This window comes from Pectobacterium atrosepticum, from assembly GCF_000740965.1.
Classification (GTDB): domain Bacteria; phylum Pseudomonadota; class Gammaproteobacteria; order Enterobacterales; family Enterobacteriaceae; genus Pectobacterium; species Pectobacterium atrosepticum.
This window is the reverse complement of the sequence record NZ_CP009125.1, coordinates 1,743,730-1,769,559: the sequence shown is the minus strand read 5'-3', so window position 1 is coordinate 1,769,559 and position 25,830 is coordinate 1,743,730. Positions and strand designations below refer to the sequence as shown.

At 52.7% G+C, this 25,830-nt stretch carries 22 protein-coding genes; 11 read left to right on the top strand and 11 right to left on the bottom strand.

Annotated elements, in window-relative coordinates:
* Window positions 1-115 precede the first annotated feature (115 nt).
* The 5 genes from GZ59_RS07595 (at window position 116) to GZ59_RS07575 (ending at window position 7,857) form a co-directional block, all read left to right on the top strand.
* Window positions 116-733 (top strand): heme acquisition protein HasA, encoded by a 618-nt coding sequence (locus tag GZ59_RS07595; protein WP_011093117.1) that lies wholly within the window; start codon window positions 116-118, stop codon window positions 731-733.
* A 259-nt stretch (window positions 734-992) separates the two neighbouring features.
* Window positions 993-2,852, top strand: coding sequence for a type I secretion system permease/ATPase (locus GZ59_RS07590; RefSeq protein WP_011093116.1), 1,860 nt, complete (start codon window positions 993-995; stop codon window positions 2,850-2,852).
* Between the two features lie 64 nt (window positions 2,853-2,916).
* Window positions 2,917-4,275 (top strand): HlyD family type I secretion periplasmic adaptor subunit, encoded by a 1,359-nt coding sequence (locus tag GZ59_RS07585; RefSeq protein ID WP_011093115.1) that lies wholly within the window; start codon window positions 2,917-2,919, stop codon window positions 4,273-4,275.
* A 2-nt stretch (window positions 4,276-4,277) separates the two neighbouring features.
* Entirely contained in the window at window positions 4,278-5,648 is a 1,371-nt protein-coding gene (locus GZ59_RS07580) for a TolC family outer membrane protein (RefSeq protein ID WP_011093114.1), read from the top strand.
* A gap of 868 nt (window positions 5,649-6,516) precedes the next feature.
* The gene (locus GZ59_RS07575; RefSeq protein ID WP_011093113.1) at window positions 6,517-7,857 is read left to right on the top strand and encodes an anaerobic C4-dicarboxylate transporter; all 1,341 of its coding nucleotides are present in this window, start codon (window positions 6,517-6,519) and stop codon (window positions 7,855-7,857) included.
* Window positions 7,858-7,976: 119 nt separating this feature from the next.
* Here GZ59_RS07575 and cuyB read toward each other — a convergent pair whose 3' ends face one another.
* Genes cuyB through GZ59_RS07545 form a run of 6 tightly spaced genes read right to left on the bottom strand, consistent with a single transcriptional unit; the run spans window position 7,977 to window position 13,391 of the window.
* Window positions 7,977-8,693, bottom strand: a complete 717-nt coding sequence (gene cuyB, locus GZ59_RS07570; RefSeq protein ID WP_011093112.1) for a cysteate racemase — start codon at window positions 8,691-8,693, stop codon at window positions 7,977-7,979.
* The gene (gene cuyA, locus GZ59_RS07565) at window positions 8,690-9,703 is read right to left on the bottom strand and encodes a D-cysteate sulfo-lyase (protein ID WP_011093111.1); all 1,014 of its coding nucleotides are present in this window, start codon (window positions 9,701-9,703) and stop codon (window positions 8,690-8,692) included. Before cuyA ends, cuyB begins: the two co-directional genes overlap by 4 nt.
* A 21-nt stretch (window positions 9,704-9,724) precedes the next feature.
* Window positions 9,725-10,528 (bottom strand): ABC transporter ATP-binding protein, encoded by an 804-nt coding sequence (locus GZ59_RS07560; RefSeq protein WP_039291018.1) that lies wholly within the window; start codon window positions 10,526-10,528, stop codon window positions 9,725-9,727.
* Entirely contained in the window at window positions 10,525-11,298 is a 774-nt protein-coding gene (locus GZ59_RS07555; protein WP_039291016.1) for an ABC transporter permease, read from the bottom strand. Before GZ59_RS07555 ends, GZ59_RS07560 begins: the two co-directional genes overlap by 4 nt.
* Window positions 11,299-11,304: 6 nt before the next feature.
* The gene (locus GZ59_RS07550) at window positions 11,305-12,318 is read right to left on the bottom strand and encodes a taurine ABC transporter substrate-binding protein (RefSeq protein ID WP_039291014.1); all 1,014 of its coding nucleotides are present in this window, start codon (window positions 12,316-12,318) and stop codon (window positions 11,305-11,307) included.
* A gap of 50 nt (window positions 12,319-12,368) precedes the next feature.
* Window positions 12,369-13,391, bottom strand: a complete 1,023-nt coding sequence (locus GZ59_RS07545) for a malate/lactate/ureidoglycolate dehydrogenase (protein WP_039291012.1) — start codon at window positions 13,389-13,391, stop codon at window positions 12,369-12,371.
* Between the two features lie 326 nt (window positions 13,392-13,717).
* Between GZ59_RS07545 and GZ59_RS07540 the strand changes: the two genes are divergently transcribed.
* From GZ59_RS07540 to GZ59_RS07525, 4 genes are all read left to right on the top strand, one after another.
* Window positions 13,718-14,740, top strand: coding sequence for an ABC transporter substrate-binding protein (locus GZ59_RS07540; RefSeq protein WP_039291010.1), 1,023 nt, complete (start codon window positions 13,718-13,720; stop codon window positions 14,738-14,740).
* Window positions 14,741-14,797: 57 nt separating this feature from the next.
* Complete coding sequence (locus tag GZ59_RS07535) at window positions 14,798-15,664, top strand: ABC transporter ATP-binding protein (RefSeq protein ID WP_011093105.1); 867 nt, start codon at window positions 14,798-14,800, stop codon at window positions 15,662-15,664.
* Window positions 15,624-16,490, top strand: coding sequence for an ABC transporter permease (locus GZ59_RS07530; protein WP_039291009.1), 867 nt, complete (start codon window positions 15,624-15,626; stop codon window positions 16,488-16,490). Before GZ59_RS07535 ends, GZ59_RS07530 begins: the two co-directional genes overlap by 41 nt.
* Before the next feature lie 117 nt (window positions 16,491-16,607).
* Window positions 16,608-17,711, top strand: a complete 1,104-nt coding sequence (locus GZ59_RS07525) for an iron-containing alcohol dehydrogenase family protein (RefSeq protein WP_011093103.1) — start codon at window positions 16,608-16,610, stop codon at window positions 17,709-17,711.
* A 623-nt stretch (window positions 17,712-18,334) separates the two neighbouring features.
* Here GZ59_RS07525 and GZ59_RS07515 read toward each other — a convergent pair.
* The 3 genes from GZ59_RS07515 to cbl form a co-directional block, all read right to left on the bottom strand.
* Window positions 18,335-19,231, bottom strand: coding sequence for a hypothetical protein (locus tag GZ59_RS07515; protein ID WP_011093101.1), 897 nt, complete (start codon window positions 19,229-19,231; stop codon window positions 18,335-18,337).
* 170 nt (window positions 19,232-19,401) lie between these two features.
* Window positions 19,402-20,718 carry a glutamate/aspartate:proton symporter GltP gene (gltP, locus tag GZ59_RS07510; protein WP_039291004.1) on the bottom strand — a complete coding sequence of 439 codons (1,317 nt, stop codon included), beginning with the start codon at window positions 20,716-20,718 and terminating at the stop codon, window positions 19,402-19,404.
* Between the two features lie 423 nt (window positions 20,719-21,141).
* A complete protein-coding gene (cbl, locus tag GZ59_RS07505; RefSeq protein ID WP_011093099.1) occupies window positions 21,142-22,095 on the bottom strand; it encodes an HTH-type transcriptional regulator Cbl in 954 nt (317 codons plus the stop codon).
* A 555-nt stretch (window positions 22,096-22,650) separates the two neighbouring features.
* Between cbl and GZ59_RS07500 the strand changes: the two genes are divergently transcribed.
* Both GZ59_RS07500 and GZ59_RS07495 read left to right on the top strand, forming a co-directional pair.
* Window positions 22,651-23,484, top strand: coding sequence for an AraC family transcriptional regulator (locus GZ59_RS07500; RefSeq protein ID WP_039291002.1), 834 nt, complete (start codon window positions 22,651-22,653; stop codon window positions 23,482-23,484).
* 119 nt (window positions 23,485-23,603) lie between these two features.
* Window positions 23,604-24,575 carry a DMT family transporter gene (locus GZ59_RS07495; protein WP_039291000.1) on the top strand — a complete coding sequence of 324 codons (972 nt, stop codon included), beginning with the start codon at window positions 23,604-23,606 and terminating at the stop codon, window positions 24,573-24,575.
* A gap of 50 nt (window positions 24,576-24,625) precedes the next feature.
* On the opposite strand, the gene GZ59_RS07490 is transcribed toward GZ59_RS07495, so the two are convergent.
* Together GZ59_RS07490 and GZ59_RS07485 are read right to left on the bottom strand one after the other, a co-directional pair.
* A complete protein-coding gene (locus tag GZ59_RS07490; RefSeq protein WP_039290998.1) occupies window positions 24,626-25,123 on the bottom strand; it encodes a TlpA family protein disulfide reductase in 498 nt (165 codons plus the stop codon).
* Window positions 25,110-25,826, bottom strand: a complete 717-nt coding sequence (locus tag GZ59_RS07485; RefSeq protein ID WP_039290996.1) for an ABC transporter ATP-binding protein — start codon at window positions 25,824-25,826, stop codon at window positions 25,110-25,112. The genes GZ59_RS07490 and GZ59_RS07485 overlap by 14 nt, the downstream gene beginning before the upstream one ends.
* Window positions 25,827-25,830: the final 4 nt, after the last annotated feature.

Here is a 25,830-nt window from a genome sequence, read left to right as displayed (position 1 = left end):
TCTCTGTTTCCCAACGCGGGAGACAGGAAAACAAAGGGGATGGGATGGCTCATCCTCTTTCACAACAGACACGGATGACCGTGCCTGTCGATCGTTAGTTAATGAGGAATCTATTATGAGTTTTGCAATTACCTACGATGCCTACTATGCCAATTACAGCATTGCCAACTACCTGACTGAATGGTCAGCAGCGTTTGGTGACGTTAACCATACCACGGGTAATACACAAGTCGGTGGCAATAACACTGGGGGCTTTTACGGCGGCGATACCTTTATAGACGGTTCTCAATATGCGATCACGAGTACGCAGAACGATTTCTCCGCGCTCATTGCAGGAGGCGATCTGACCTATAGCCTCTTCTCCCCTCCCGCTCATACGCTGTACGGCGATCTGGACAGCCTGTCATTCGGTAATGTTCTGCAAGGTGGCACCACAGCGGGCACCACGTATTCTCTTGTCGAACCGGAAGTCACCTTCAGCGGTCTGGATCTCTCCACCGATGTGGCCAACCTGACCGTTAGCGATCGCGGTGTGGTTCATGACGTGATTTACGGCTTGATGGGTGGTCAGGTTCAGCCGCTGCTAGATGCACTGACGAATGCCGGTATCGATATTAACGCCAGCCTGGATAGCTTGAGCTTCGCGACAGCAACCTCTGATGCGGCACTCTCTGCCGATACCGTGGTTGACGTTGTCGGCGTCGCCGAAACGGCCGATCTGCTGGCGGCATAAGAAAACGGCTAAAAGATGACGCTTTTAGCCGTTTGAGTGAACACCGTCGCGGTACGGAGAGAGTATATACCCCAGATAATTCGAGTTGCAGGGAAGCAGCTTAAAGTCTGACGGGTACGGCACCGCGGCGGTCTATTAAGTGTAATAACCGTTGGGAAGCCGCGTCAATAGCGGTACGGCTAACCACTTCCTCCCTCTTCCACGTTGTGGGCACCCCACAATGAGAACGATGGCGATTTTATTGAAGAAGGAACATCCCATGTCCGTACCCCATCCAGCTTCATCAGGCAGGGAGATTATTGCCGCGCTGGCCGCCTATCGCCAGGGGTTCTGGGGAATTGGCCTGTTCAGCGCCGTCATCAACCTGCTGATGCTGGCACCAGCTATTTATATGCTCCAGGTCTATGACCGCGTACTGCCGTCCAGCAGCACTATGACGCTGGCGATGCTGACGATCATTATGCTAGTGCTGTTTTTATTGATGGGATTATTAGAATGGATACGCAGCGCCGTGGTAATCCGCCTCGGTACGCAGATGGATATGCGTTTGAATCAGCGTGTCTACAATGCGGCATTTGAAAGCAACCTCAAGAACGGAACGGCAGGTGCCGGACAAGCCTTAAACGATCTTACTGCCCTGCGTCAGTTCGCCACTGGGAACGCGCTGTTCGCTTTCTTTGATGCGCCGTGGTTTCCCGTTTATCTCTTAGTGATCTTCTTACTGCATCCCTGGCTGGGCGTCATGGCGCTGGCGGGGGCTATCGTGCTGATTGTACTCGCCTGGCTGAATCAAAAACTGACGCGCGAACCGTTGGCATTAGCCGCACAAAACACCGTTCAGGCGACTCATCAAGCCAATGCCAACCTGCGCAACGCCGACGCTATCGAAGCGATGGGAATGCTACCTGCCATGCGCGAGCGCTGGCTGACACAGCATAAAGCGTTTCTCTATTATCAGAATGTTGCCAGCGAAAAGAGCGCCAACATTACCTCGCTGACGAAGAGTACCCGGCTGGCGCTTCAGTCGCTAATGCTAGGTTTGGGCGCACTACTGGCCGTCAACGGCGATATCACACCCGGAATGATGATTGCGGGTTCCATTCTAGTGGGACGCGTACTCAGCCCGATCGATCAGATCATTGGCGTCTGGAAACAGTGGATGCAGGCGCGTCTCGCCTGGCAGCGTGTCAATATCTTGCTCGATAATCACCCCGCGCGACCTGCTGGCATGGCACTGCCCGCACCAGAGGGTAAACTTCAGGTGGAACAGCTCAGCGCCAACGCGCCCAACACCCGCACTCCCATCCTCGCCAATATCACATTTGAACTGGCTCCCGGCGATGTACTCGGCATCTTAGGCCCGTCAGGTTCAGGTAAATCCACCCTCGCCCGCTTGCTGGTTGCTGCCATGCCTGCACTCGGCGGCAAAGTCAGGCTGGACGGTGCCGACATGCACCAGTGGGACAAAGGTGACGTAGGCCGTTTTGTCGGCTATCTGCCGCAAGATGTGCAGCTTTTCAGCGGAACGATTGCCGAAAATATCGCGCGCTTCACTCAACCGGATCCCGAGAAAATCGTCGCCGCAGCCATCACGGCAGGCGTTCACGAGATGATTCTACGGCTGCCGCAGGGCTACGATACACTTTTGGGCGAAGGTGGTGCCGGGCTGTCCGGCGGACAGAAACAGCGCGTCGCCCTTGCCAGAACCATTTACAACCAGCCACGCCTAATCGTGATGGATGAACCGAATGCCAGTCTGGATGACGACGGCGAGAAAGCCTTATTAGCCGCGATTGCCGCGCAGCAGGAGGCCAAAAGCACGCAGGTACTGATCACGCATAAACCCGCCCTACTGTCCTGCGCCAATAAGCTGTTAGTCCTGCGCGCTGGGCAGATCCAGTATTTCGGCGCAACAGAGCAGGTGCTGAAAGAACTCCAGCGTGCCAAGCCCGCCAATGCGTCTATGACCAAACCGATGACTAAACCCGTCAGCGCCAAACCCGCACCGGTTAAAACAGCCGACGCCGCGAATGCCTTTAGCCCAAAGGAGCCCGGCTCAACGGGTCTCAGCATGGTGTACAGCGCGCCGACGCCTCGCCATGCCACACCAGATAAATGAGGCTTAGCGCATTGGTCACCAACGCCTGTCGTCAGGAAAGCATCACGGAAAGAAGAGGATAACCATGTCCGCGTTACGCGAAGTCACATCACAGCCGACAGCCCCACAGCATCCGGTGGAGGATAATGTCGCAGCGATGCCGTTACATACCGATGCCGGACGCTATCTGAAACATGGGCTCTGGCTGGTTCTGGTTGGTTTTGGTGGCCTGCTACTTTGGGCAGGCATGGCACCGTTGGATAAAGGCGTCGCTGTGTCCGGTCGCGTCGTCGTCGCGGATAACCGCAAAGCAGTGCAGCCCGTCAGTAGCGGACGCATCGCCTCGCTTACCGTGCGAGATGGCGACCGTGTGCAGGCTGGGCAAATTCTTGCCACGCTGGATCAAATTCCCGCTCAGGCACAGCGCGATAATTTAGCCACGCAGTTGCAGGAAGCACACGCAGGCGAAGCGCGCCTGCTGGCGGAACGCGACGATCTGAGCACAATCCTCTTCCCTGCCGCCATAGAGCCATACAGCACCGTCACACAGCAAATTCAGATCGCCCAACAGCAGCTTTTCATCAGTCGTCGCGCGGCGCTGCAACAGGAACGCGCCGCCATGCAGGCTGCAATAATCGGGGCAAAAGCCCAGTCGCAGGGTTCACAGGCGTTGCTTGCCAGCAGTCAAACGCAGTTCCAGATCGTCAATGAACAGCTACGCGGGCTGCGTCCATTGGCGCAAGAAGGCTATATCGCCCGTAATCGCCTGCTGGACGTCGAGCGACAGGCCGCTCAGTTGGCAGGCGCGATTGCGCAGGAACGCAATAATCAGGTGCAACTCCAGCAGCAGGTCGTCGAGTTGGAACAAAGGATCCAGCAAAGTCAGAACGAATATCAAAAAGACGTACGCGCCCAGCTCGCTGATACCCAGCGTTCCATTCAGGATCTCACCCAGCGGCTGAAAACCGCGGAGTATGAGCTTCAGCACACGCACATTCGCGCCCCCGCCAGCGGCACGGTCGTCGGGCTGGCGCTGCATACCGAAGGCGGCGTGGTGAATAGCGGGCAGATGCTGATGGAGATCGTTCCCGATGGGCAACCGTTATTAATTGACGCACAACTGCCTATCGAGCTGGTGGACAGAGTCAATAACGGGCTGCCGGTCGAGCTGCTGTTTTCCGCTTTCAATCAAAGTACCACACCGCGTATTTCCGGCGTTGTCGCGCTCATCGGTGCCGACCAATTAGTCGAGCAACAGACAGGAAAACCGTATTACGCCTTGCGTATTCACGTCGATGAACAAGGTAAGCAGCAGCTCGCCGGACTAGATGTTCGCCCCGGTATGCCAGTGGAAGCCTTTATTCGCACTGGCGAGCGTTCCCTGCTCAACTACCTGTTCAAACCACTTTCCGATCGCCTGCATCTGGCGCTGACCGAGGAGTAATCATGCTGCGCCTTTCATCTATTTACCGCGCGGCGATCCGCTCCTGCTGTGCCGTACTCGTTTATGCCGCTCCCTTCTTCCTCGCGCTGATCTACAGCGCACCGAGTCAGGCTCTGGGGTTAATGGAAGCCTGGCAGCATGCGCTGACACACGATCCGGCTTTTCAGGCTGCCGTGCATGCACGCAACGCCGACAGCGAAGAGAAGAACATCGGGCGTGCCGGACTGTTGCCGAAAGTCACCTATGACTACAATCAGTCTCGCAACGATTCCACGGTCACCGCAGGCGGCCAACAGTCGGAGCGGGATTACACCAGCCGCGCTTCCAGCTTTTCCCTGCAACAACCACTGATCGACTACGCGGCGTGGTCGCGCTATCAGCAAGGTGAAGCCAGTGCGGTGCTGGCGGACGAACAACTGCGCGATGCTAGCCAGCAGTTACTGGTACGTCTGTTTCAGGCCTACACCAACGTGCTGTTTAGCCGTGAGCAGATTACGCTGGTTCAGGCACAACAACGTGCTTATCGCGAGCAGTATCAGTTGAATCAACGTCTCTTCCAGCAGGGAGAAGGCACCCGTACAGATATGCTGGAAACCGAGGCGCGGGTCAATCTGACAGAGGCGCAGCTCATCGAAGCGCAGGACAATCTGGATATCAGCCTGCGTGAACTGGAAACGCTGCTGGGGATGCCAGTTGGCGTGGAGCAGCTTGCGGCGTTAACCTCACACTTCACACCGCTACCGCTTCAGCCTGCGGGCTATCAGCACTGGCACTCGCTGGCGTTACGTCACAACGCTCAGCTACTGGCGCTGAACCAATCACTTGCCGTGGCGAAATACGGCATTGAGCGTAACCGAGCGGGTCACCTGCCGCAGGTCACGCTGGTCGCCAGCACCCGCAACACCCAGTCCGATACCGAAAACAGCTACAACCAAAAATACGATACGCGATCGATTGGCATCCGTGTCAGCGTACCGATTTTTGCTGGCGGCGGCGTTTCTGCGGCGACGCGTCAGGCGAAGGAGCGCTATCAGCAAACCGCGCGGGAAAAAGATGAGCAAACGGCAACCATTCAGACGGAATTGCGTCGCCAGTTTAATTTGGTCACCAGCAGTCAGGCGAAAATTCGCGCCTATGAACTGGCGGAAAAATCGGCGCTGGCGTTGGTCACTGCGACCCAGAAGAGCGTTCAGGGTGGGGAGCGTGTGAACCTTGATGTGCTGAATGCCGAACAGCAGCTTTATGGCGCACGACGCGACCTGACCGAGGCACGCTATACTTGGCTGACGGCTTGGCTACAGTTGCGTTACTACGCTGGCACGTTGGATGAGCAGACGCTGCGTCAGTTAGCGACCTATTTTGTGCATATCTAACAGCAGAAAGGGTGCCGTTTGAAAAAAAATAGGGTCGCTGACGTGCCGATATTCGGCCACATTCCTCTTTTAAATGAAAATAGTTTGCATCCAGATATTCTAAAAAAATTATAGAAATTTTATATTAATAACTAATCACACTATAAAGAGCGTTCCCCTTCGCATCTAATGCAAACATAGCAGAGAACAAGTTAGCTATATTTCTGAGGTGAATAGCGGTGACGGAGCAGTTATTTTTATTTTTCGACAATCCCACGATGGTCTGGCGTTGACTTCATTACCAAAAAGGGATTCATTTTATCATTTTTAAACTAATCATTTAAAAACAACGAAATATGAGTAAATACTCCATTAGAGGTAGATCGATTGGCATTAAGGTATGATTTTTTGTGGTGATCGTTAACGAAAATAAAAAATAAAACAACACAAACCACAACAAAATAAGAACAGGAATTTAATCACTATTAAAAACACCCCACCGATCATTAACAACCGCGCCAACGAACGCTCACCGCAATAATTAATAAATTAAAATTACACTTAAAAAACTAAAGAAACCAGAAAGACATAATTATTGCGAGCGAGATCTTTTATTTTCATGAAATAGGACAAAGATAAAAATTAATAGATTTAGATCAAGAAAACAAATAACAACCCGTCCATATAGTACCCGCAGTAAAAACCAACTTATTTTAATTCTAACTAATCAGTTCATTAACTACTCTAAATAATTCAAGTTTCAGGAAGGCGGCAAGAGAAGGAATCTCGATGAGCTTACTCAAGTAAGTGACTCGGGTGACTGAACGTTGCCAACGTACATACAACTTGAAATTGTGGCGAGTATATTGAGCAATTCAATGGGGCTACTATGGATTTCATCATTCAATTAGTCATTGTCCTTATCTGCCTTTTTTACGGGGCAAGAAAAGGCGGGATCGCGCTGGGTTTATTAGGCGGGGTCGGACTCGTTATTCTGGTCTTTATCTTTAAACTGCAACCGGGTAAACCACCCGTTGACGTCATGCTGGTTATCATCGCCGTGGTGGCCGCATCGGCAACGCTTCAGGCATCGGGCGGGCTGGATGTCATGCTACAACTCGCAGAGCGTATGCTGCGACGTAACCCGAAATACGTTTCGATTATCGCGCCGTTTGTTACCTGTATTCTGACTATTCTGTGCGGTACAGGCCACGTGGTGTATACCATCCTGCCGATTATTTATGATGTCGCCATCAAGAATAATATCCGTCCTGAAAGGCCAATGGCTGCCAGTTCAATCGGCGCACAGATGGGGATTATTGCCAGCCCGGTTTCCGTTGCGGTTGTCTCGCTGGTTGCCATGCTGGCTAATTTCACCTTCCAGGGTAAGCATCTGGGGTTCCTCGACCTGCTGTCTATTACCATCCCTTCTACCCTGCTGGGTATTCTGGCGATAGGGATTTTCAGCTGGTTCCGCGGTAAGGATCTGGACAAGGATCCCGATTTCCAGAAATTCATCGCCGATCCAGAAAACAAACAGTATGTGTATGGCGATACCGCTACGCTGCTGGACAGAAAACTGCCACGCAGCAACTGGGTCGCCATGTGGATCTTTTTGGCAACGATCGCTGCGGTAGCCGTTCTGGGTGCTGTTGAAGAATTGCGTCCGGTCTTTGCCGGGAAGCCGCTGTCGATGGTTCTGGTTATTCAGATGTTCATGCTGCTTTCTGGCGCCATCATCATTATTGCGACCAAAACCAATCCGTCATCGATCTCGAAGAATGAAGTGTTCCGTTCAGGGATGATTGCCATCGTCGCGGTATACGGTATCGCCTGGATGGCGGAAACCATGTTCGGCGCGCATCTGGAAGAGATCAAAGCCACGCTAGGGTCGCTGGTGAAAGTTTATCCTTGGGCTTACGCTATTATCCTGCTGATCGTGTCCAAGTTCGTTAACTCGCAGGCGGCAGCGCTGGCGGCAATTGTCCCTGTTGCGCTAGCCATCGGCGTGGATCCCGCGTATATCGTGGCATCTGCACCAGCCTGCTATGGTTACTACATTCTGCCGACCTACCCAAGCGATCTGGCTGCTATCCAGTTCGACCGCTCCGGCACCACCAAAATCGGCCGTTTCGTTATCAACCACAGCTTCATTTTTCCTGGCTTGATCGGTGTCAGCACCTCTTGTGTATTTGGTTGGGTGTTCGCCGCGATGTACGGCTTCCTGTAATTCAGTTCTCTGTACCTAAAAGCCGTCCAGCAATGGACGGCTTTTTTATGGCGTGCCCTCCGGCACGCCACCCTCACGGGCCGTCGCACGCGACGTTGAAAAACGCACTATGCGTTTTTTTATCTCTGTTGCCAGATGCGAACACAGGCTTGTGCCAATGCTCGTGTTGGATCGATGCTGATATCTCTCCAGCGTGACGACACCGCCTCCAGCGCAGGGGGGACTTCCGTGCAGGCCAGCACCAGACGTTCTGCCCCTCGTTCCACCAACCGTGCCGCAAGCTGTTCCAGTAAACGTCCGCCGTGCTGGAGTTCACCGCGTTTTACCGCATAGCACCCCGGCACGAAGAGCGTCGTCATTTCCTGCTCGTCCGGCACCACCGTTTCAACGCCTAACTGCGCAGCAAAACGCTGCTGATACCATCCGGCGTTTAGCGTCCCGTGGGTCGCAATCAGTCCGATTTTTTGCGGTATTTTCTTTGTCTCCACAGGTTGTGTGATGGCGTGCAGAGTGGCATCGGCAATATGTACCAACGGCGCATGGCTTGTCTCAGACAACGCGTCAAACCAGTGGTGCGCCGTATTGCACGGCACCACGATATGACTAACCGACAAACGATTAAGCTGCTGGACAGCATGCAATAGCGTCGGCAACGGTGATTCACCGGTTCCTGCCAGCGCCTGTTGGCGATCGGGAATCTGCGGTACATTCCAGACAATCACCGGCACATGCTCCTGATCGCGGCTGGCAGGCGTTTCCTCAACGATCTTATGCAACAGATCGACCGTTGCCAGCGGCCCCATGCCACCCAACACGCCAATCAGCGGTGTGCTCATTGTGCTGCCGTTTGTTCGAACAGTTGGCGGTAGCCAAACAGCCCCGCTGAGCCACCGGTATGAATAAAGACGATGTTTTCATCGGCGCGAAAATGCCCCTGACGGATTAAATCGATCAGTCCCGCCATCCCTTTTCCTGAATAGACCGGATCGAGCAAAATCCCTTCCAACTGCGCCAACAGCCTGAGCGCTTCTAACGTTCCTTCAGTGGGAATGCCATAGCCTTTGCCAACGTAGTCGCTGTTCACCCGTACGGCGCTGCGCGGCAGTTCGCCCGGAATGCCCAGCAGTTGCCAGGTGCGCTGCGCTAACGCGTAAACATTCTCCTCCTGCTTTGCTTTGGGCGCTCTGACGCTGATGCCTAACAGCGGGATCTGGCTGTGTGTTGCCGCCAGCCCAGTAACCAATCCCGCCTGCGTACCCGTGCTGCCCGTCGCATGCACAATATGATCGATGCGTAAGCGCTGCTGGCTAGACTGGAACAACAGCTCTTCCGCACAGGCAACATAGCCCAACGCGCCTACCGGACTGGAACCGCCACCGGGGATAACATAAGGCTTAAATCCTTCTTTACGCAGCGATTCCGCCAGTGTTTCCATCGCCTGCTGCATGTCTGTACCCGCAGGAAGGTGATCGATAATGTCACCGCCAAGCAGGTTATCCAACAGCACGTTACCGGAGCGCTGATAATCTTCGCCATAATCCTCTACGCGCTTTTCCAATAGCACTTTGGTTTTCAGCCCCAGCTTTGCCGCCGCCGCAATGGTTTGCCGCACATGGTTAGACTGTGTCGCGCCCTGTGTGATGATGACGTCCGCACCCTGCTGCTGCGCATCGGCTAACAGGAACTCCAGCTTGCGGGTTTTATTCCCGCCAGTTGCCAAGCCTGTAGCATCGTCACGTTTGATATAAATCGTCGGCCCGCCCAGATAAGCAGACAGGTTCGGCAACACTTCCAACGGCGTAGGGAAATGACCCAGTGATAGACGGGGGAATCGGGCAAGATGCATAATATTCTCCTGAAATTCGGATTACAGATTGAGGTGACGACGCGCTTCTTCACGAACGCGATGTAAAATACGCTGCTTCAATGCGGCGTAGTCAGGATGCTGAGCCAGAGTTTCAATGTCTCTTTCGCGGCCAAATGGCAGCGAGATCGCCTCCGCAATACGACCGGGACGCGCGGACATCACCAATACCCGGTCGGCTAAAAACAGCGCTTCGTCCACGTCATGCGTGACAAATAACAGCGTGGTGCCGGTTTTCTGCCAGGCAGAAAGCAGCAGTTCCTGCATCATCAAACGGGTTTGTGCATCCAGCGCACCAAACGGCTCGTCCATCAGCAACACCTCGGGGTTCGGCAGCCAGGCACGCGCCAGCGCCACTCGCTGCTTCATTCCACCAGAGAGCTGCCAGGGATAGTGCTGTTGGAATCCTTCCAGCCCGACCAGCGCCAGATAGTTTTCCGCTTCACGCTGAAGCTGGGCTTTATTCGCACCCTGCATTCGTGGGCCAAACGTCACGTTTTCCAGCACCGTGAGCCAGGGAAATAAATTGGCCTGCTGAAATACCATGCCGCGCGAGGGTCCCGGACGGCGCACAGGTTCACCACCGCACAGCACGCGCCCCTTATCGGCAGTTTCAAAACCGGCGATCATATTGAGAATGGTTGATTTGCCGCAGCCAGAAGGACCCAGCAGCACGACGAATTCACCTTTAGCGATCTGGAGGGAAACGTCATCTAGCACCGTTAAAGGACCACTTTGTGACGGAAACGTGAGACTTACGCGTTCCACGACAATGTGTGGTGCATCAGGCTGAGCATGTTCTGTCATGACGATTTCCCCGCCCAGGGTACGAAGACGCGCTGAGCACCGACCAACAGCAAATCGAGCGCATAGCCAATGCCGCCTAATAATAAGATGCCCAACATAACGATATCGGTACGCAGATAGGCGCTGGCGTTCATCACCATCCAGCCAATGCCTGACGTAGCGGCGACCATTTCCGCCGCAATCAAGGACGTCCAGCCGATACCGATAGCCAGCCGCACCGTGGTGAACAACTCCGGCAGCGTATCGGGCAAAACGACGTGGAAAAAGATCTGTCGGCGACTGGCACCGAGCGTTTGTGCGACGCGGATACGGGAACGTTCCACACGCTCAACGGCGGCACAGGCACCGACCACAACGCTGAGAAAGGTCGCAATGAAGATCAGAAAGAATTTGGATGCCTCACCGATTCCCAGCCAGACCACCGCCAGAGGAATAAGTGCAATTTTAGGCAGCGGCCGGAGAAACTGAACGAAAGGATTAAAAACGGCAGCAGTCGGAGGCGATAGCCCCATCAACAGGCCAAGCGGGACGCCAAGAATAATGGCGACGCTGAAGGCGCTCAGCGCCCGAGCAACGCTGACGGCAATATGCTCCCATAACGGGACCTGCCGATAGCCGTCCTGCGCCAGCTCCCCAGCGGTCAGAATGATATCCGACAGCGGCGGTAGCAGCAGCGGATCTACCCACTGCTTCGCCCCCGCCAGTTGCCACAACGCGAGCACCGCCGCCACGGACGTGATGCTCAATAACACATAAGACGTTCTTTTCACGACCCGTTAATTCCCTTTTGCAGCCTGCTTCAGATAAGAGGAATTAATGGAGTCGGCGAACGACGCGGGAATATCACGCTGGCGAACTTCGCCGATACTCTCCAGAAAATGCGCCGTTTTCGCGACTGCCTGACCGATGCCGCTCCGATCTGTGTTGTTACCATCACCCAACCATTGCGCCGTCGCCTGCTGTTCCAGCGTCGGGTATTCCAGCCCTGATAGCGTATTGGTTGCCGTCGTGACTGGCGCACCGACCTCTTTTGCCACAATCGCCGCTGCTTTTTCTGGGTCCTGACGGAACTCATCCACTTTCTGCTGGTGTACCCGCAGGAAGCGCGCCACCGTTTCTGGGTACTGCTGGGCAAAGGCCTTTCTGACCACATAGTTGTTGTAAATCAGATAGCCATCTTTTTGCAGATCTTTGGTCGCAAAAATCGCGTGTCCGGCGGAGGCTTCCAGCTCTTGCGCGAACGGTGCCCAGACGTAGCCTGCATCAATATCACCGCGCTTCCATGCTGCCACCATTTCAGCCGGGCGGAGCGGAATAAGGGTAATCTTGCTGCGGTCGAGTTTATTCACCGCGATTGCCGCCTCCAGCGCATACTGCGCCGTGGAATTTGGCGGATAGGCGACGCGCTTACCTTCGATATCTTTCAGCGTAGTGATACCAGATTTGGCAATTAGGCGTTCATACGTAGCGATCACGCCAGATACGCCGACGATCTCCACAGGCAGTTTTCTGACAATACCGGCCGTCGCCGGGCTGGAACCAAAGTTGGCGATATCTATCGCATTACTGGCGAAATAATTCAGCGCATCAGCACCGGAAGCAAACTGCACCCACTTTACTGGCGCACCCAATGCTTTTTGCAGCGAACCGTCGGCTTTGGCTAAGACTAATACCTGTGAGCCACCGCTGTAGGCCACACGAACTTCATCAGGATGCTTTTCTGCCGCCAGTACGGATGTTGTAATTAATAACAAGCTACCGACACCGACTGCACTCAATATATTTTTCATTGTTTTTCCCTATGGAGATAAATAAATAAAAAGTTAAATAATTTAATTCATCAAGCCACATTTTTATTTAAATAAGATAACTGCCCCCAACTCACATCATCGACAAAAATGCCGTTATCTACCCGTTGACGATAGGTTTGTTTTTCTTTATCACCTGGCAGTAATAATCCATCGTCATCGCGGGATTGGCGCACCCATTCCAATAAAGCCGGAATTTCCTGTTGATAGGTTGCCGCACCGCCTAATTTCTGCGGATCGATTAAAATTGACAGCATGCTGTTAATAATCTGCTTACCCTCACCTTTCGCCGTGCGTTCTGTTTTCCCGCCAGTCAGCGCGGCGCCAAGCAGAGAGCAAACCAGCGAAAGCCCCGATCCTTTATGTTCGCCAAACGGCAGCAGTGCCCCCAAAGGGTGTTCCATCAGCCAGCGCGGATCCACCGTCGGATGACCTTCGTTATCAACGATGCAACCGGGTGCAACCGATTTGCCCTCATTCCACGCAATACGGGCTTTGTTACCGGCAATCACGCTGGTAGCAAAATCCAGAATCACCGGATCGTCGTGTTCAACCGGAATACCGGCACAGAACGGGTTCGTCCCAAAACGCGCCTGCTGGCCCTGCCACGGCAGCACTACCGGCTTGGTATACACATTGGCAAAGTGCAGCGACACCAGCCCGACCTCTGCGGCCTGTTCCGCCCACGCCCCGATGCGCCCTAGATGGTGAGCATTGGCTAAACTCACCACCGCCAGACCATGCGTTTGTGCACGCGCAATGCCTTCAGCCAGCGCCTGCTTTGCTACCACTTGCCCGAAGCCCTGCTGACCGTCGAACGAAATTAACGGGCCGAAATCCAGCGTTTTTTCTGCCTGTGCATGAGGCGATAACCCACCTTCTCGAATCGCGTCGATATAGCGCGGCAGCATACTTACACCGTGCGAGTCATGCCCTTTCAGGCTAGATTCGACAAGATTATCCGCCACAATTCCTGCAATTGACCCGTCCACGTCATTCTCTGTCAGCCGATCGCGTAAATAATCGCGTAAATAATGATGAGTAAAAACAGGCATATTTTTCTCGGTATACCACCATAACAATGAATATTAGCGTCACTATAACGCGCAGATTTTTATCCATAACTGACAAATAAGACTATCTATAGCGAATATTTAGCTAAGGTGGTTATTTACTTGTTTTCCCTTATGCATCGCCGATTAAAATCACATTTATTCTAACTTATTCCAAAAAACACTTTATCAGCAACGCGCCAAGAAAATAGGATGTTTTCTTTAGTACATTATTTACAGCACGTTATTTATTTAAATATTAACCTGCCGTTTTTATTATTTATTTCATACCCTTTTTTATTACTGCTTAACCATGAGAGATAACAATAATGAATCACTCACTACCCGCGAAAAAATCGACGCGTTTCACGCGCCTTGCCGCCATGATCGGCCTGACGTTAACGGCATTCGGTGCCAATGCGGAAGGCACCATTAGCATTGCACAGCAGTTTGGCATTGGTTATCTGATTCTGGATGTGGTGCGCGACCAGAACCTGATAGAAAAACACGGTAAGCAGCAAGGGCTGGATATCAAGGTAGATTGGCGCACGCTTTCTGGTGCGACGGCGATTAACGAAGCGCTGCTGTCAGGCGCATTGGATGTGGCCTCCGCCGGTGTTCCACCGATGCTCACCGTGTGGGATCGCACGCAAGGCCGTCAGAATGTGAAAGCCATCGCCTCGCTCGGTTCCATGCCCAACTATTTACTCAGCAATAACCCGGCGGTGAAATCCATCCGTGATCTGAGCGATAAAGATCGCATCGCCGTGCCTGCCGCAGGGGTAGGCTTCCAATCGCGCACGCTGCAAATTGAAACCGCAAAGCTCTACGGTGCAGAGGATTTCAAACGTTTCGACAAGATTTCCGTCAGCCTGCCGCATCCCGATGCCAGCGCAGCGCTTATCGCGGGTGGTTCCGAAATTAACGCCCACTTCTCCAGCCCGCCTTTCCAATATCAGGCGTTGGAGCATGACAATGTGCACAAAATTCTGAGCTCTTATGATGTGCTGGGCGGTCAGGCGACGTTCAACGTGCTGTATACCACGCAGAAATTCCATGATGAGAACCCGAAAACCTACCGCGCCTTCTACGACGCACTGAAGGAAGCTTCGCAGATCATCAAAGCAGATAAAGCCGCGGCGGCCGACACCTATATTCGGGTAGAGAAATCGAAGCTGAATCCTGAACTGGTGAAACGCATCGTCGCCGACCCCGAGATCGATTTTACCATCACCCCAGAACGCACCTACGTTTATGCCGAAAAGCTGCAACAGCTTGGCGTGTTGAAAAACAAAGCAGCCTCCTGGAAGGACTATTTCTTTGCTGAAATCCACGACCAGCCGGGTAGCTAAAGGGTCAGAGACAGGTTCATTCGACGAGAACCATCGTCGCTACGCAGGAGAACAAGCATGACACTCGATTCTCACGACACTGTCGGCCAGCCGCTGTTGCAGGTGGACGGCGTCGGGCTGGAATACCGCACGCGGCGCAGTCTGGTACGCGCCACCCATGATGTAAGTTTTGACGTCTTTCCCGCCGAACGGTTTGTGCTATTAGGGCCTTCCGGCTGCGGTAAATCCAGCTTGCTCAAATCTATTGGCGGCTTTTTGTCTCCGGTAGACGGTGAAATTCGCCTAGACGGCCAGCGCGTCACACGTCCCGGCCCAGATCGCATCATGGTCTTTCAGGAATTTGACCAGTTGCCGCCGTGGAAAACCGTGCTGGAAAATACGCTATTTCCGCTGGTTGCCAGCCGTCAGGCAACGCGAGCCGAAGCAGAAGATCGCGCCCGTTATTTTCTCGATAAGGTCGGGCTGGCGAAGTTTGCCGATGCCTATCCGCATACCTTATCCGGCGGGATGAAGCAGCGTGTTGCCATCGCACGGGCGCTGACCATGCAGCCGAAAGTGCTGCTCATGGATGAGCCGTTCGCCGCACTGGATGCGCTGACACGCCGCAAAATGCAGGAGGAATTGCTGGCGCTGTGGGAAGAGGTGCGCTTCACGCTGCTGTTTGTCACCCACTCGATTGAGGAAGCGCTGATCGTCGGCAGCCGGGTTTTGCTGCTCTCACCGCATCCGGGTCGCGTGCGGGCGGAAATCAACTGCCATCAGTTCGCGTTAAACGATCAGGGCAGCGAAGCCTTTCAGAGCACAGCACAGCGCATTCACCATCTTCTTTTTCCAACCGATGTCGACGCGCCGTCACCCGTCACATCCACGCAAGGTAAAACTTATGAGCATCCAGCCCCCCGTGCGGCCCGAGTATCAGCGTGAACTGGCGCCGCTGAAAGATTTTACTCTCGCCCAACCTCTGCCACTGGCAACCCGCCTCTGGAATCAGACCTGGATTCGCAAACTGGTGCTGTTGGCTGGGCTGCTCTTGCTGTGGGAAATAGGCGCACGCTGGCAAAACAACGACCTGATGCTGCCCAGCTTCCTGCAAACATTTCAGGCATTTCGCGACGATGTCGCCAGCGGCGAACTGCCACATAAGATGGTTGTGTCACTCGGCACGTTGTTGAAAGGCTATGTCATCGGTAGCCTGCTGGCGCTAGCGCTCAGCGCGTTGGCAGTATCCACACGTTTCGGGCGCGATCTCTTAGGCACATTAACCTCCATGTTCAACCCGCTGCCTGCGATTGCGTTACTGCCGCTGGCGCTGCTGTGGTTTGGGCTGGGAGAAAAGAGTCTGGTATTCGTGCTCGTCCACTCCGTAATGTGGCCGATGGCGCTGAACACCTATTCTGGCTTTCTCGGCGTTTCGGAAACGCTGCGCATGGCGGGCCGCAACTACGGCCTGACCGGCTTTCGCTATATTAGCGCGATCCTGATACCTGCTGCTCTGCCATCGATCCTCTCAGGCCTGAAGATCGGCTGGGCGTTTGCCTGGCGCACCCTGATCGCCGCCGAGCTGGTGTTCGGCGCATCCAGCGGAAATGGCGGTTTGGGGTGGTACATCTTCCAGAACCGTAACGAGCTTTACACCGATCGCGTTTTCGCCGGACTGGCTTCCGTCATCATCATCGGGCTGCTGGTTGAAGGGCTGGTATTTTCCACCATCGAAAAAGTCACGGTGAAACGCTGGGGAATGCAGCGCTAAACGCCATTCTGGTTATGCGAAATCTGCCCATTTATAGCCAGAATTGTTCTTTTGCAGCGTTCGATATCGCTGTTACAACTGATTTATCTTTTCCCACAGAGATGAGAGATCGCGAGCATGATTGCAATACAAGCGCCACAAACCTATCTAAATCGTGATGGCGTCATTCGTTCTGTCGGCGAATATGCTGCCCCTTACGCCAGCACAATACTGATTATTACCAGTCCACAGGCATGGAAAACGACGGCGGATGCCGTCGAACACAGCCTCAATGAGCACGGCTTACGCTATCAGGTCGAATTCTTGCCGGGCGATTGCACCAAACCCGCGATCGAGACGCTAACCGCACAGGCGCGCACATTCAGTGCGGAACTGATTTTAGGCATTGGCGGCGGGCGTGTGCTAGATGTCGCCAAAGCCGTCGGCGATATTCTGGGGCAGATCCCCGTCATCGCCGTACCCACCATTGCCGCTACCTGCGCCGCTTGGTCACCGATCAGCGTGATTTACAATGAGAGTGGTGCGCACAACGGCCCCTTTCCACTGACGCGTTTACCGGTGTGGGTGCTGGTAGACAGTGAAATCATCGCCCACAGCCCTTCACGTTACCTCAAGGCTGGTATCGTGGATGCACTGGCAAAGTGGTACGAGTTTCAACCGTATCTGCGCCACGGTGATGATGGGCTGGCGTTAGCGCTCAAAGCACAAGCGGCAAAGCTAGCCGTAGAAACGTTTAATACGTACGGCGAGCAGGCCATCGCGGATAATGAACAAGGGTTGGTCACCCCTGCCCTGCGCCGTGTGATCGATGCCGTTATCGCACTGGCTGGCGTCGCGAATAGCATGAAAGATGAGGTGCCACGCATCGGCGTCGCGCATGCGATTCACAACAGCATGACTCGCCTGCCGGAACTGCATGACTGGCTGCACGGAGAGAAAGTGGGTTTTGGTCTGGCTGCCCAGGCTTTTCTGGAACACGATAACGACGCTGACCGCGAAGAACTGTTCACCCAGTTGCGCCGCTACGGTAGTCCGATCACGCTAAGCGCCCTTGGTCTGAACGAACGTCCATTGCTGGTTGAAAGCATCGCGCAGAACGTGAAAATCGCCCCTAAAATTGCTGCCCGTTTGCCGTTCGCAACGGATGCCGAACGAATTCAACAAGCGCTATGGCACACGCAAACACTGGAAGGCCATGTGGTAGACAGCCACGCGGCATGACGGTAGAAAACGCTTTTTCCCAATAATATGGAGCACAGGCATTGTTGGGAAAAAACCATCGGGCATGTCATCTCGCTAAGGGCAAACTAACGAATCTTTTTGAAAAGGAGCAATATCACTGGTACACAGACTAAAAAACCATACACATATCCATCAAAAACACTCTCTGTTGCGTCCTTGATCTGGCGGAGAGAGGATGAATACCGCTCTGCTGAAACGGAATTAGAAAACTGTAGGGTTTCATTCTCCATAAAAACAGACATAGGCTGTAATGATATAAACAACCATACCAAATAACAGAATAGTACAAATAGAATACTTCCCCATCTCAAAAAGCACATTGACCTATTCCCCCTCATGTAGATCACCTTACTTTTTTGAAAATAAATAGAATTAGCGCGATACAGATAAAAAAACCAAGAAAACCAACTTTATCGATTACCTCCGACTGAACTTGCACTATATTGATCGCATTACTGTATTCGCTAATTGTCATAGCACCTGAAACTCGCATAGACTCTTTCTCAATGAGACTGAAAAACGATCTTTTGGAAAAATGAAGTACGATAAAATAGCAACATGAGACGAACATAATCCCAGACCATCTAACGATAGTTTTTCTTTTATTTGTTAGCATCGCTAAAGCCACCTAATAAACCGCCCACTGAACCACCAGAATAAGATGAGCCATAACCTAAAACTGAAGCCACTTCCGCAACAGCTGACTCTCCCCTTGACCTTAGCGTCTCTTCTGTTGGCATAAAGTTATCTATGTTGGGGTATTGCTTTTTGAACTCGCTAGTCACTTCTGCAACCTGCATTGATACACTAGCACTTTTCCCCATTAAATATCGCTGCAAAGATACAGGTACGGCGAAATTCTCTTTCAGATCAACGTGCATTTGAGAGTTTGTGCTGTACCCTGCGCTAAACACGTTCGAACCAGCAAACTTAATTCCATCCATGGTGTGAGTGGTACAGTTCTTACCTGTCACATCATACTGATCAACTGTTTTTCCACGTCTTTGAGTCGCATCACGCATGTCTGGAGTTTGGGTGGCAGGAGCGCCATTTTCCCACAGCCGTTCAAAGTATTTTCTCGTGATAAATAGATCTGCGTCATCAATGCGAAATACCTTAGCTTCCATTTTGTATAATTCATTCCTATAATACGTTCTCGCATCTTCATATTTCAAAGAATTAAGAATTCCATCGCCTAAAAGGGCCCCGAACCATCGCCGGCCAAATCGACCATAGGTATACACATGAGCGTCATTATTCTCATGAACTGAAACAAATACATGTCCGGCCCCTTTGATTTCAGTCCAAACAAATACACCATTTGCTATTGGATTTACCTCCGGCTTACATTGTTCAACCAGAGCAGTCCATTCATTTTTTTTGGGGGGAAGATAAACAGGATCATCCCTAAAGTAAGATTGGGGTTTGCTCTTAATCCCCTTTGCTCCCTCAATAGTTTGACCAGCAAACCACCGGTAAATATTATTTCCATTTCCCATAATCCCTCACGTATTCAGAAATCAATTTCCTATTATTCAACAGCTAACTACTTAATATAATACATAGAATAGCTTTCCCAGTATTCTACTATTACGTTGGTACTAAAAAGAAACGGGCGCATCGATCATTCGATGCGCCCGTTGTACATACAATTTGAAGTGTGCCGGTGTTATCCCTGCTGGGCAGGCTGTGTACTGATGCCTTTGATTTCACGCTCGTACGCCTGCGCTTTCTTCTCGTCGAATTGATGTTCCCACTTGGCAATCACCAGCACCGCCAGCGCATTTCCCACCACGTTCAGCGCGGTACGCGCCATGTCGAGGATGCGGTCAACGCCCGCAATAAACGCCAGACCTTCCAGCGGAATACCGACGCTGCCTAGCGTGGCGAGCAGTACGACAAACGACACACCCGGTACGCCGGCAATGCCTTTGGAGGTCAGCATCAGCGTCAACACCAGCACGATTTCCTGCCCAATCGACAATTCAATGCCGTACAGCTGCGCGATGAAGATCGCGGCAATGCTTTGGTACAGCGTAGAGCCGTCAAGGTTAAAGGAGTACCCCGTCGGCACTACGAAGCTGGTAATCGACTTCGGTGCGCCATAGGCTTCCATTTTTTCGATGATGCGCGGCAGCACGGTTTCTGAACTGGCTGTAGAGTACGCGAGAATCAGCTCATCTTTAAGAATACGGATCAGCATCGTGATCCGCAGCTTACACAGCCGCGCGACCGCACCGAGCACCACCAGCGCAAAGAAGAAAATTGCGGCGTACACTAACATCACCAACTTGGCCAGCGGCCACAGCGAAGCGAAACCGAAGTTGGCAACCGTAACAGAAATCAGCGCAAACACCCCAACTGGCGCATAGCGCATGATCATGTGCGTCACTTTGAACATGGTTTCCGACACGCCGCGAAAGACGCTCAGCAGCGGGTCACGATGTTCTTTAGGCAACGAAGATAACCCAAGACCAAATAGCACCGAGAAGAAGATGATCGGCAGCATTTCACCGTGTGCCATCGCTGCGAAGATATTCGGTGGAATCAGCGACAGTACCGTCCCCACCAGACTATGCGAGCCGCTCTGCACCTGCTCGGTGGTCTTTTGATATTGAGAGATATCAACAGCAGTCAGCGTCGACATATCGATGCCAAGCCCCGGCTTGAAAACATTGGCTAGCGTGATGCCAAGGATAATCGCCACCGTCGTGATGATTTCAAAATAGAGGATAGTTTTGAAGCCGATACGTCCGAGCTTTTTGGCATCCCCTACGCCCGCAATCCCGACAACCAGCGTGGCGATAACAATGGGGACGACAATCATTTTAATCAGGCGGATAAAGATGTCACCGGCAGGGCTAAGAATATTGCTGATAAGCCACTGACGGCTTTCTTGCTGTTCATGCAGTACGGCACCGAGTGCAATACCAAGAACTAACGCAATAAGGATTTGCCAGGCTAGGCTGATTTTTTGTGTTTTCATCGTCATTTTCCGTTTTAAACTCCCCGCCATCACAAACATGGCGCTAGCGCGACTCCGGCGCAATACGAACCGAAAAAATCAACGTGGAGGTAATTGACTAGTAAGAATACCTGATTGGTTGCTAGCGTTATCTTTCTACTGCGACACAAAAGTCGTTAACATAATTATTCAATAAAAACGCACAACTATTTGTATAGCTTAACAAAAACAAACGCATAAGCTATTGTTATGACAGGAATGCTACTATTCCACCACGATCAGATCAAGCAGATTATCGGCACGATAAACCATATTTATGCTGAATTGAGTACAAAAAACGGCAAGCGTCGCGGAACAAGAAATCGCAACGAAGTAGAAAGGGAAACGTCCGCCCAGTCAGAAAAAACGCTGGCTGGGCATCAGGTTAGGAAAGTGCGCAATTACTCAGATTTGGTAATCAATCACCGCTTCATCGTTATCAGAAAAGACCTTGTCCTTAATATCATCCAGCGACAGCTCTGTATTACACAGCTGAATAAATTTCCAGGCATAGTTACGCTGTAACTGACCTTTTTTCAGTCCCAGCCAAACTGTGTTGGCTTCAAACAAGTGCTCAGCATTCAACCGTACCAGCCCCTTGTCACGCACTGGATCGTATGACATATCGGCGACAATCCCAACGCCGAGCCCCAGTTCAACATAGGTTTTAATCACATCCGAATCCTGCGCGCTGAGCGTAATATCCGGCGACATGCCCACCGCCTGAAACGCCCGATCCAAGCGCGAACGCCCCGTAATCCCCTGACGATAGGTAATCAGTGGTTCTGCGTTGAGCATTTCCAGCGTAATAAGCGGCTTCTGCGTCAGCGGATGGTGTTCCGGCACAATCACCGAATGGTGCCAGCGGTAATAGGAGAATGCCGCCAACGAGGGATCGTTAATCAATTGCTCACTGGCAATACCGATATCGGCTTCGCCAGAATGAAGCATCGCCACGATTTCATCCGGCGTGCCCTGATTCAGCACCAAGCGAACCTGCGGATACAGCGAGCGGAAGGCTTTAATTACCGGCGGTAGACTGTAGCGCGCCTGCGTATGCGTGGTCGCGATCACCAACTGGCCAGTGTCGTTATTGGTGAAGACATTCGCCAGCCGACGAATGTTGCTGGCGTCATTCAGAATGCGCTCTGCCACCACCAGCAGCTCTTTTCCCGGCTCGGTCATCCCTAACAGACGCTTACCGCGACGGATAAAAATTTCAATCCCCAGCTCTTCTTCCAACTCGCGGATGTGGCGGCTCACGCCGGATTGAGAGGTAAACAGCGTATTCGCTACCTCGGTCAGGTTGTAGTTGCACCGTGCTGATTCACGAATAATCTTCAGTTGCTGAAAGTTCACCTTTCACTCCCTTGTTCTTTATTACAGATAGCAACATTGATCCAAGTAATGAGAGGCAGAACAAATAAGCAAATGGAGTTGATTATATTTTTTTATACTAACGGTATGTCTGCCGCGCTAGATTACCTAACAAGGAATAGACATAAATAGTAAAATCAAAATGTTAGATAAAATCAGTTTTATGTCTCACGCAGAGTCAATCAACCATTTAGATATGATTTATGCCTTTCTGATCTATTTGCTTCCCCGCTTTTATACTCTAAATAATTCGAGTTTCAGGACAAAAACGGCAAGGCGTTTTTGAACAGCGCTTGCGCTGACCCCGAAGGGGTGAGGCCATAAGGCCGAATAACGCGGCAAGAGAAAGAATCCCGATGAGCTTACTCAGGTAAGTGATTCGGGTGAGTGAACGCAGCCAACGCACATGCAACTTGAAGTATGACGAGTATATTTTCGTTTTCAGTATTTCCTCGCATCCTAAAGATAGCGTCCTACTTCAAGCTGGCGTGCTATCGCTGCTATGATGACGGTCAGAACCAGAGACAAGGTGGCAGCATGCAGGGCGTACCGGAACACTTTACCGATGAAAGAGACTATGCCCAGTTTCGGCACTTGCCGACGTTGCCCGGCATAGAGCTTTATCACGCGCATATTTGCCGCTATGCCTTTGAGCCACACACGCACGAGGCGTTTGGCATCGGCACCATTGACGACGGCGCAGAGCAATTCCGCTACCGTGGTGCCAAACATATTGCGCCTGTCGATTCATTAGTCTTGATGAACCCCGATGAACTGCACACGGGGGAGTCCGCCACGGAAGACGGCTGGCGCTATCGCATGATCTACATCCCGCCCGATGTGCTGGAGAGCGTCTCCGGCGAGAAAGGCTGGTGGTTTACCGACGTCGTGCGTCACGATCCCGCTACTGCACGTCAACTGGCCATGACGCTGGCTGCGCTGTGGCAGACGACCGACCCATTAGCGAGTGAAAGCCTACTGCTGTCGCTGATTGCACTTTTCCGGCCCCACGCGCACATAGCACAACGTCAGCTCGTTGAACCGTTTCATCGCTTTGATGTGGTGAAAGCCTATCTGCGGGAGAATTTCGCCCACACTATTACCTTAAAAGAGCTGGCGGCGCTGGTTTCCCTTAGCCCCTACCACTTCCTGCGCCAGTTCAAAGCTCAGTTTCACGTGACGCCACACCAGATGCTAATGGCGATTCGGCTGTATGAAGCCAAACAGATGCTGACGCGCGGTATGGCTGCCGCCCATGTTGCTGTCGCCGTCGGGTTAACCGATCAGGCACATCTGACTCGCACCTTTGCTCAGCGCTATGGCGTCACGCCTATTCGCTATCAAAAGCAGGTTTATCCGGCTCTGCGCTAGCCTTTTTAGCGCGAATACTTTCAGCGCCCCCCGATGACAAACAGCAATATCCTACAATAATTCGTCGCCGACTCTCCCTAGACTGGTGCGATGAAATATTGCGAACAAACAGGTTTATCATGCTGACTGGTGTTTTATTTGCACTTGCCGCCGGACTAATGTGGGGGCTGATTTTCGTTGGGCCGCTGCTCGTACCGGACTATTCTGCCGCGTTGCAGTCCACTGGACGCTATCTGGCTTTTGGGCTGATTGCTCTGCCGCTGGCCTGGCTCGATCGCCGCCGCCTGCGCAAGCTCAACCGCAGCGACTGGCTGGAAGCCATGAAGCTCACCGTTATCGGCAACCTGCTGTACTACTTTCTGCTCGCCAGCGCGATTCAACGCACTGGGGCACCGATATCAACGATGATTATCGGCACGCTGCCCGTCGTGATTTCCGTGACCGCGAATATATTGTACAGCAAGCATGACGGCCGTGTGGCCTGGCGTCGGCTTCTCCCTTCGCTGCTGTTGATTGCCGCCGGACTGGTCTGCGTCAATATTGCCGAGCTGAAAGGCAATACGGACACATTCGATTTATGGCGCTATACCAGCGGCATTGCAATGGCGTTTTGCGCGGTCATTTGCTGGACCTGGTATCCGCTGCGCAATGCACGCTGGCTACGCGACCACAAAAGTAATACGCCGATGACCTGGGCCACCGCACAAGGTCTGGTCACGCTACCGCTGGCACTATTGGGTTATATTTTGGTGTGTGGTCATCTGGCGCTGACGGATGAGACGTTTACGCAGCCGTTCGGCCCACGACCTGAGATTTTCATCCCGCTAATGATTGCGATTGGTCTGTTTTGCTCGTGGATCGGCACGCTATTCTGGAACGAGGCCAGCCAGCGCCTACCGACAGTATTGGTAGGGCCGCTAATTGTGTTTGAAACGCTCGCGGGTCTAACCTATGCCTTCATCATCCGGCAATCCTGGCCGCCGCTGTTGACGCTCTGCGGCATCACCTGCCTGATTATCGGCGTGATCTACGCTATGCGGGTGAAACCGGAATCTGTAGTGGTGCAGGTGCCGGTTTCACGGGCAGAATAAACGTACACCGCGAAAGGTGTGAGAAAATAAGATGTGGGACAAGCCGGTCGTTATGTCCGGCTTGCCAGCTTCTGAAACAGTTCTGTCAGTTGCGCTTCATCCCTTACGCCCTGATGCTGATCGGTCACCTTGCCGTTGGCATCAATAATAAATGAGGTCGGCGTACCACTAACCTGATAGCGCTCTTTGGTAATACCTAACTGATCCCGCACCACTGGATACGTCACGCTGTGATGTGCCAACATTGAGGTGATATCTACGCCATCAGGATCGGTGTTGACCGCCACAACGACCACTTTATCGCCATACTCCTTGCTCAGCTTCTCCAGCGCGCCCATTTCGACCATGCAGCCGCCGCAGCCCGACGACCAGAAATTTAGGTACACGTTTTTCCCCTGCCAGCGCGACAGATCCACCTGCTGCCCCGCCAGATCATAGGCTGCCAGCGCAGGCGCTTGTGCTCCAACGCTAACCTGCTCTTCCTTACAGCCGCTCAGTGCCAATACGCCTAGCAGGCAAAGCGCGGTAATACCGTTACGCCACTTCATGATGATTCACCTCTTCACCGAAATACTTACCGTGTTGCAGGCGGATAATGCGGTCAGCAAAACGCCCCAGCTCAGGATTGTGCGTCACCATGACAATAGTGCGCCCCTGCCGATGCAGATCTTTCAGTAGATCCAACACGCGCTGTTCGTTCTCTTCATCCAGATTTCCCGTCGGTTCATCGGCGAAAATCACCGGAGGCTCATTCACCAACGCGCGAGCGATACAGACGCGCTGCTGTTCGCCACCAGAAAGCTGGCTCGGTAAGTGATCCACACGATGCGCCAGCCCAACCTGCTCAAGTACGCGCTGCGCTGCGGCTTCATCCACCACGCTGTGGTAATGCTGCGCCAGCATCACGTTTTCCAGCGCAGTCAAAAATGGAATCAGGTGGAACTGTTGAAATACCAGCCCAATTTTATCGGCACGGAACTGACGTCGCCCTTCCTCATCCAGCGCCGCAGCATCGACACCGTCCAACAGCACCTGCCCTTCGCTTACCGTATCCAGACAGGTGAGAATATTCATTAGCGTGGTTTTACCGGAACCGGACGCGCCCATGATGGCGACAAACTCACCGCGTGCGATGCGGATATTGATATCTTCCAGCGCGGTAACCTGACCAAAGCGTTTATAGAGCTGGCGAGTTTCAATCACCGCCTCCGTTGCCTGCGCCTTTTCCTGCACGTTTACCTCTACAGACATCGCA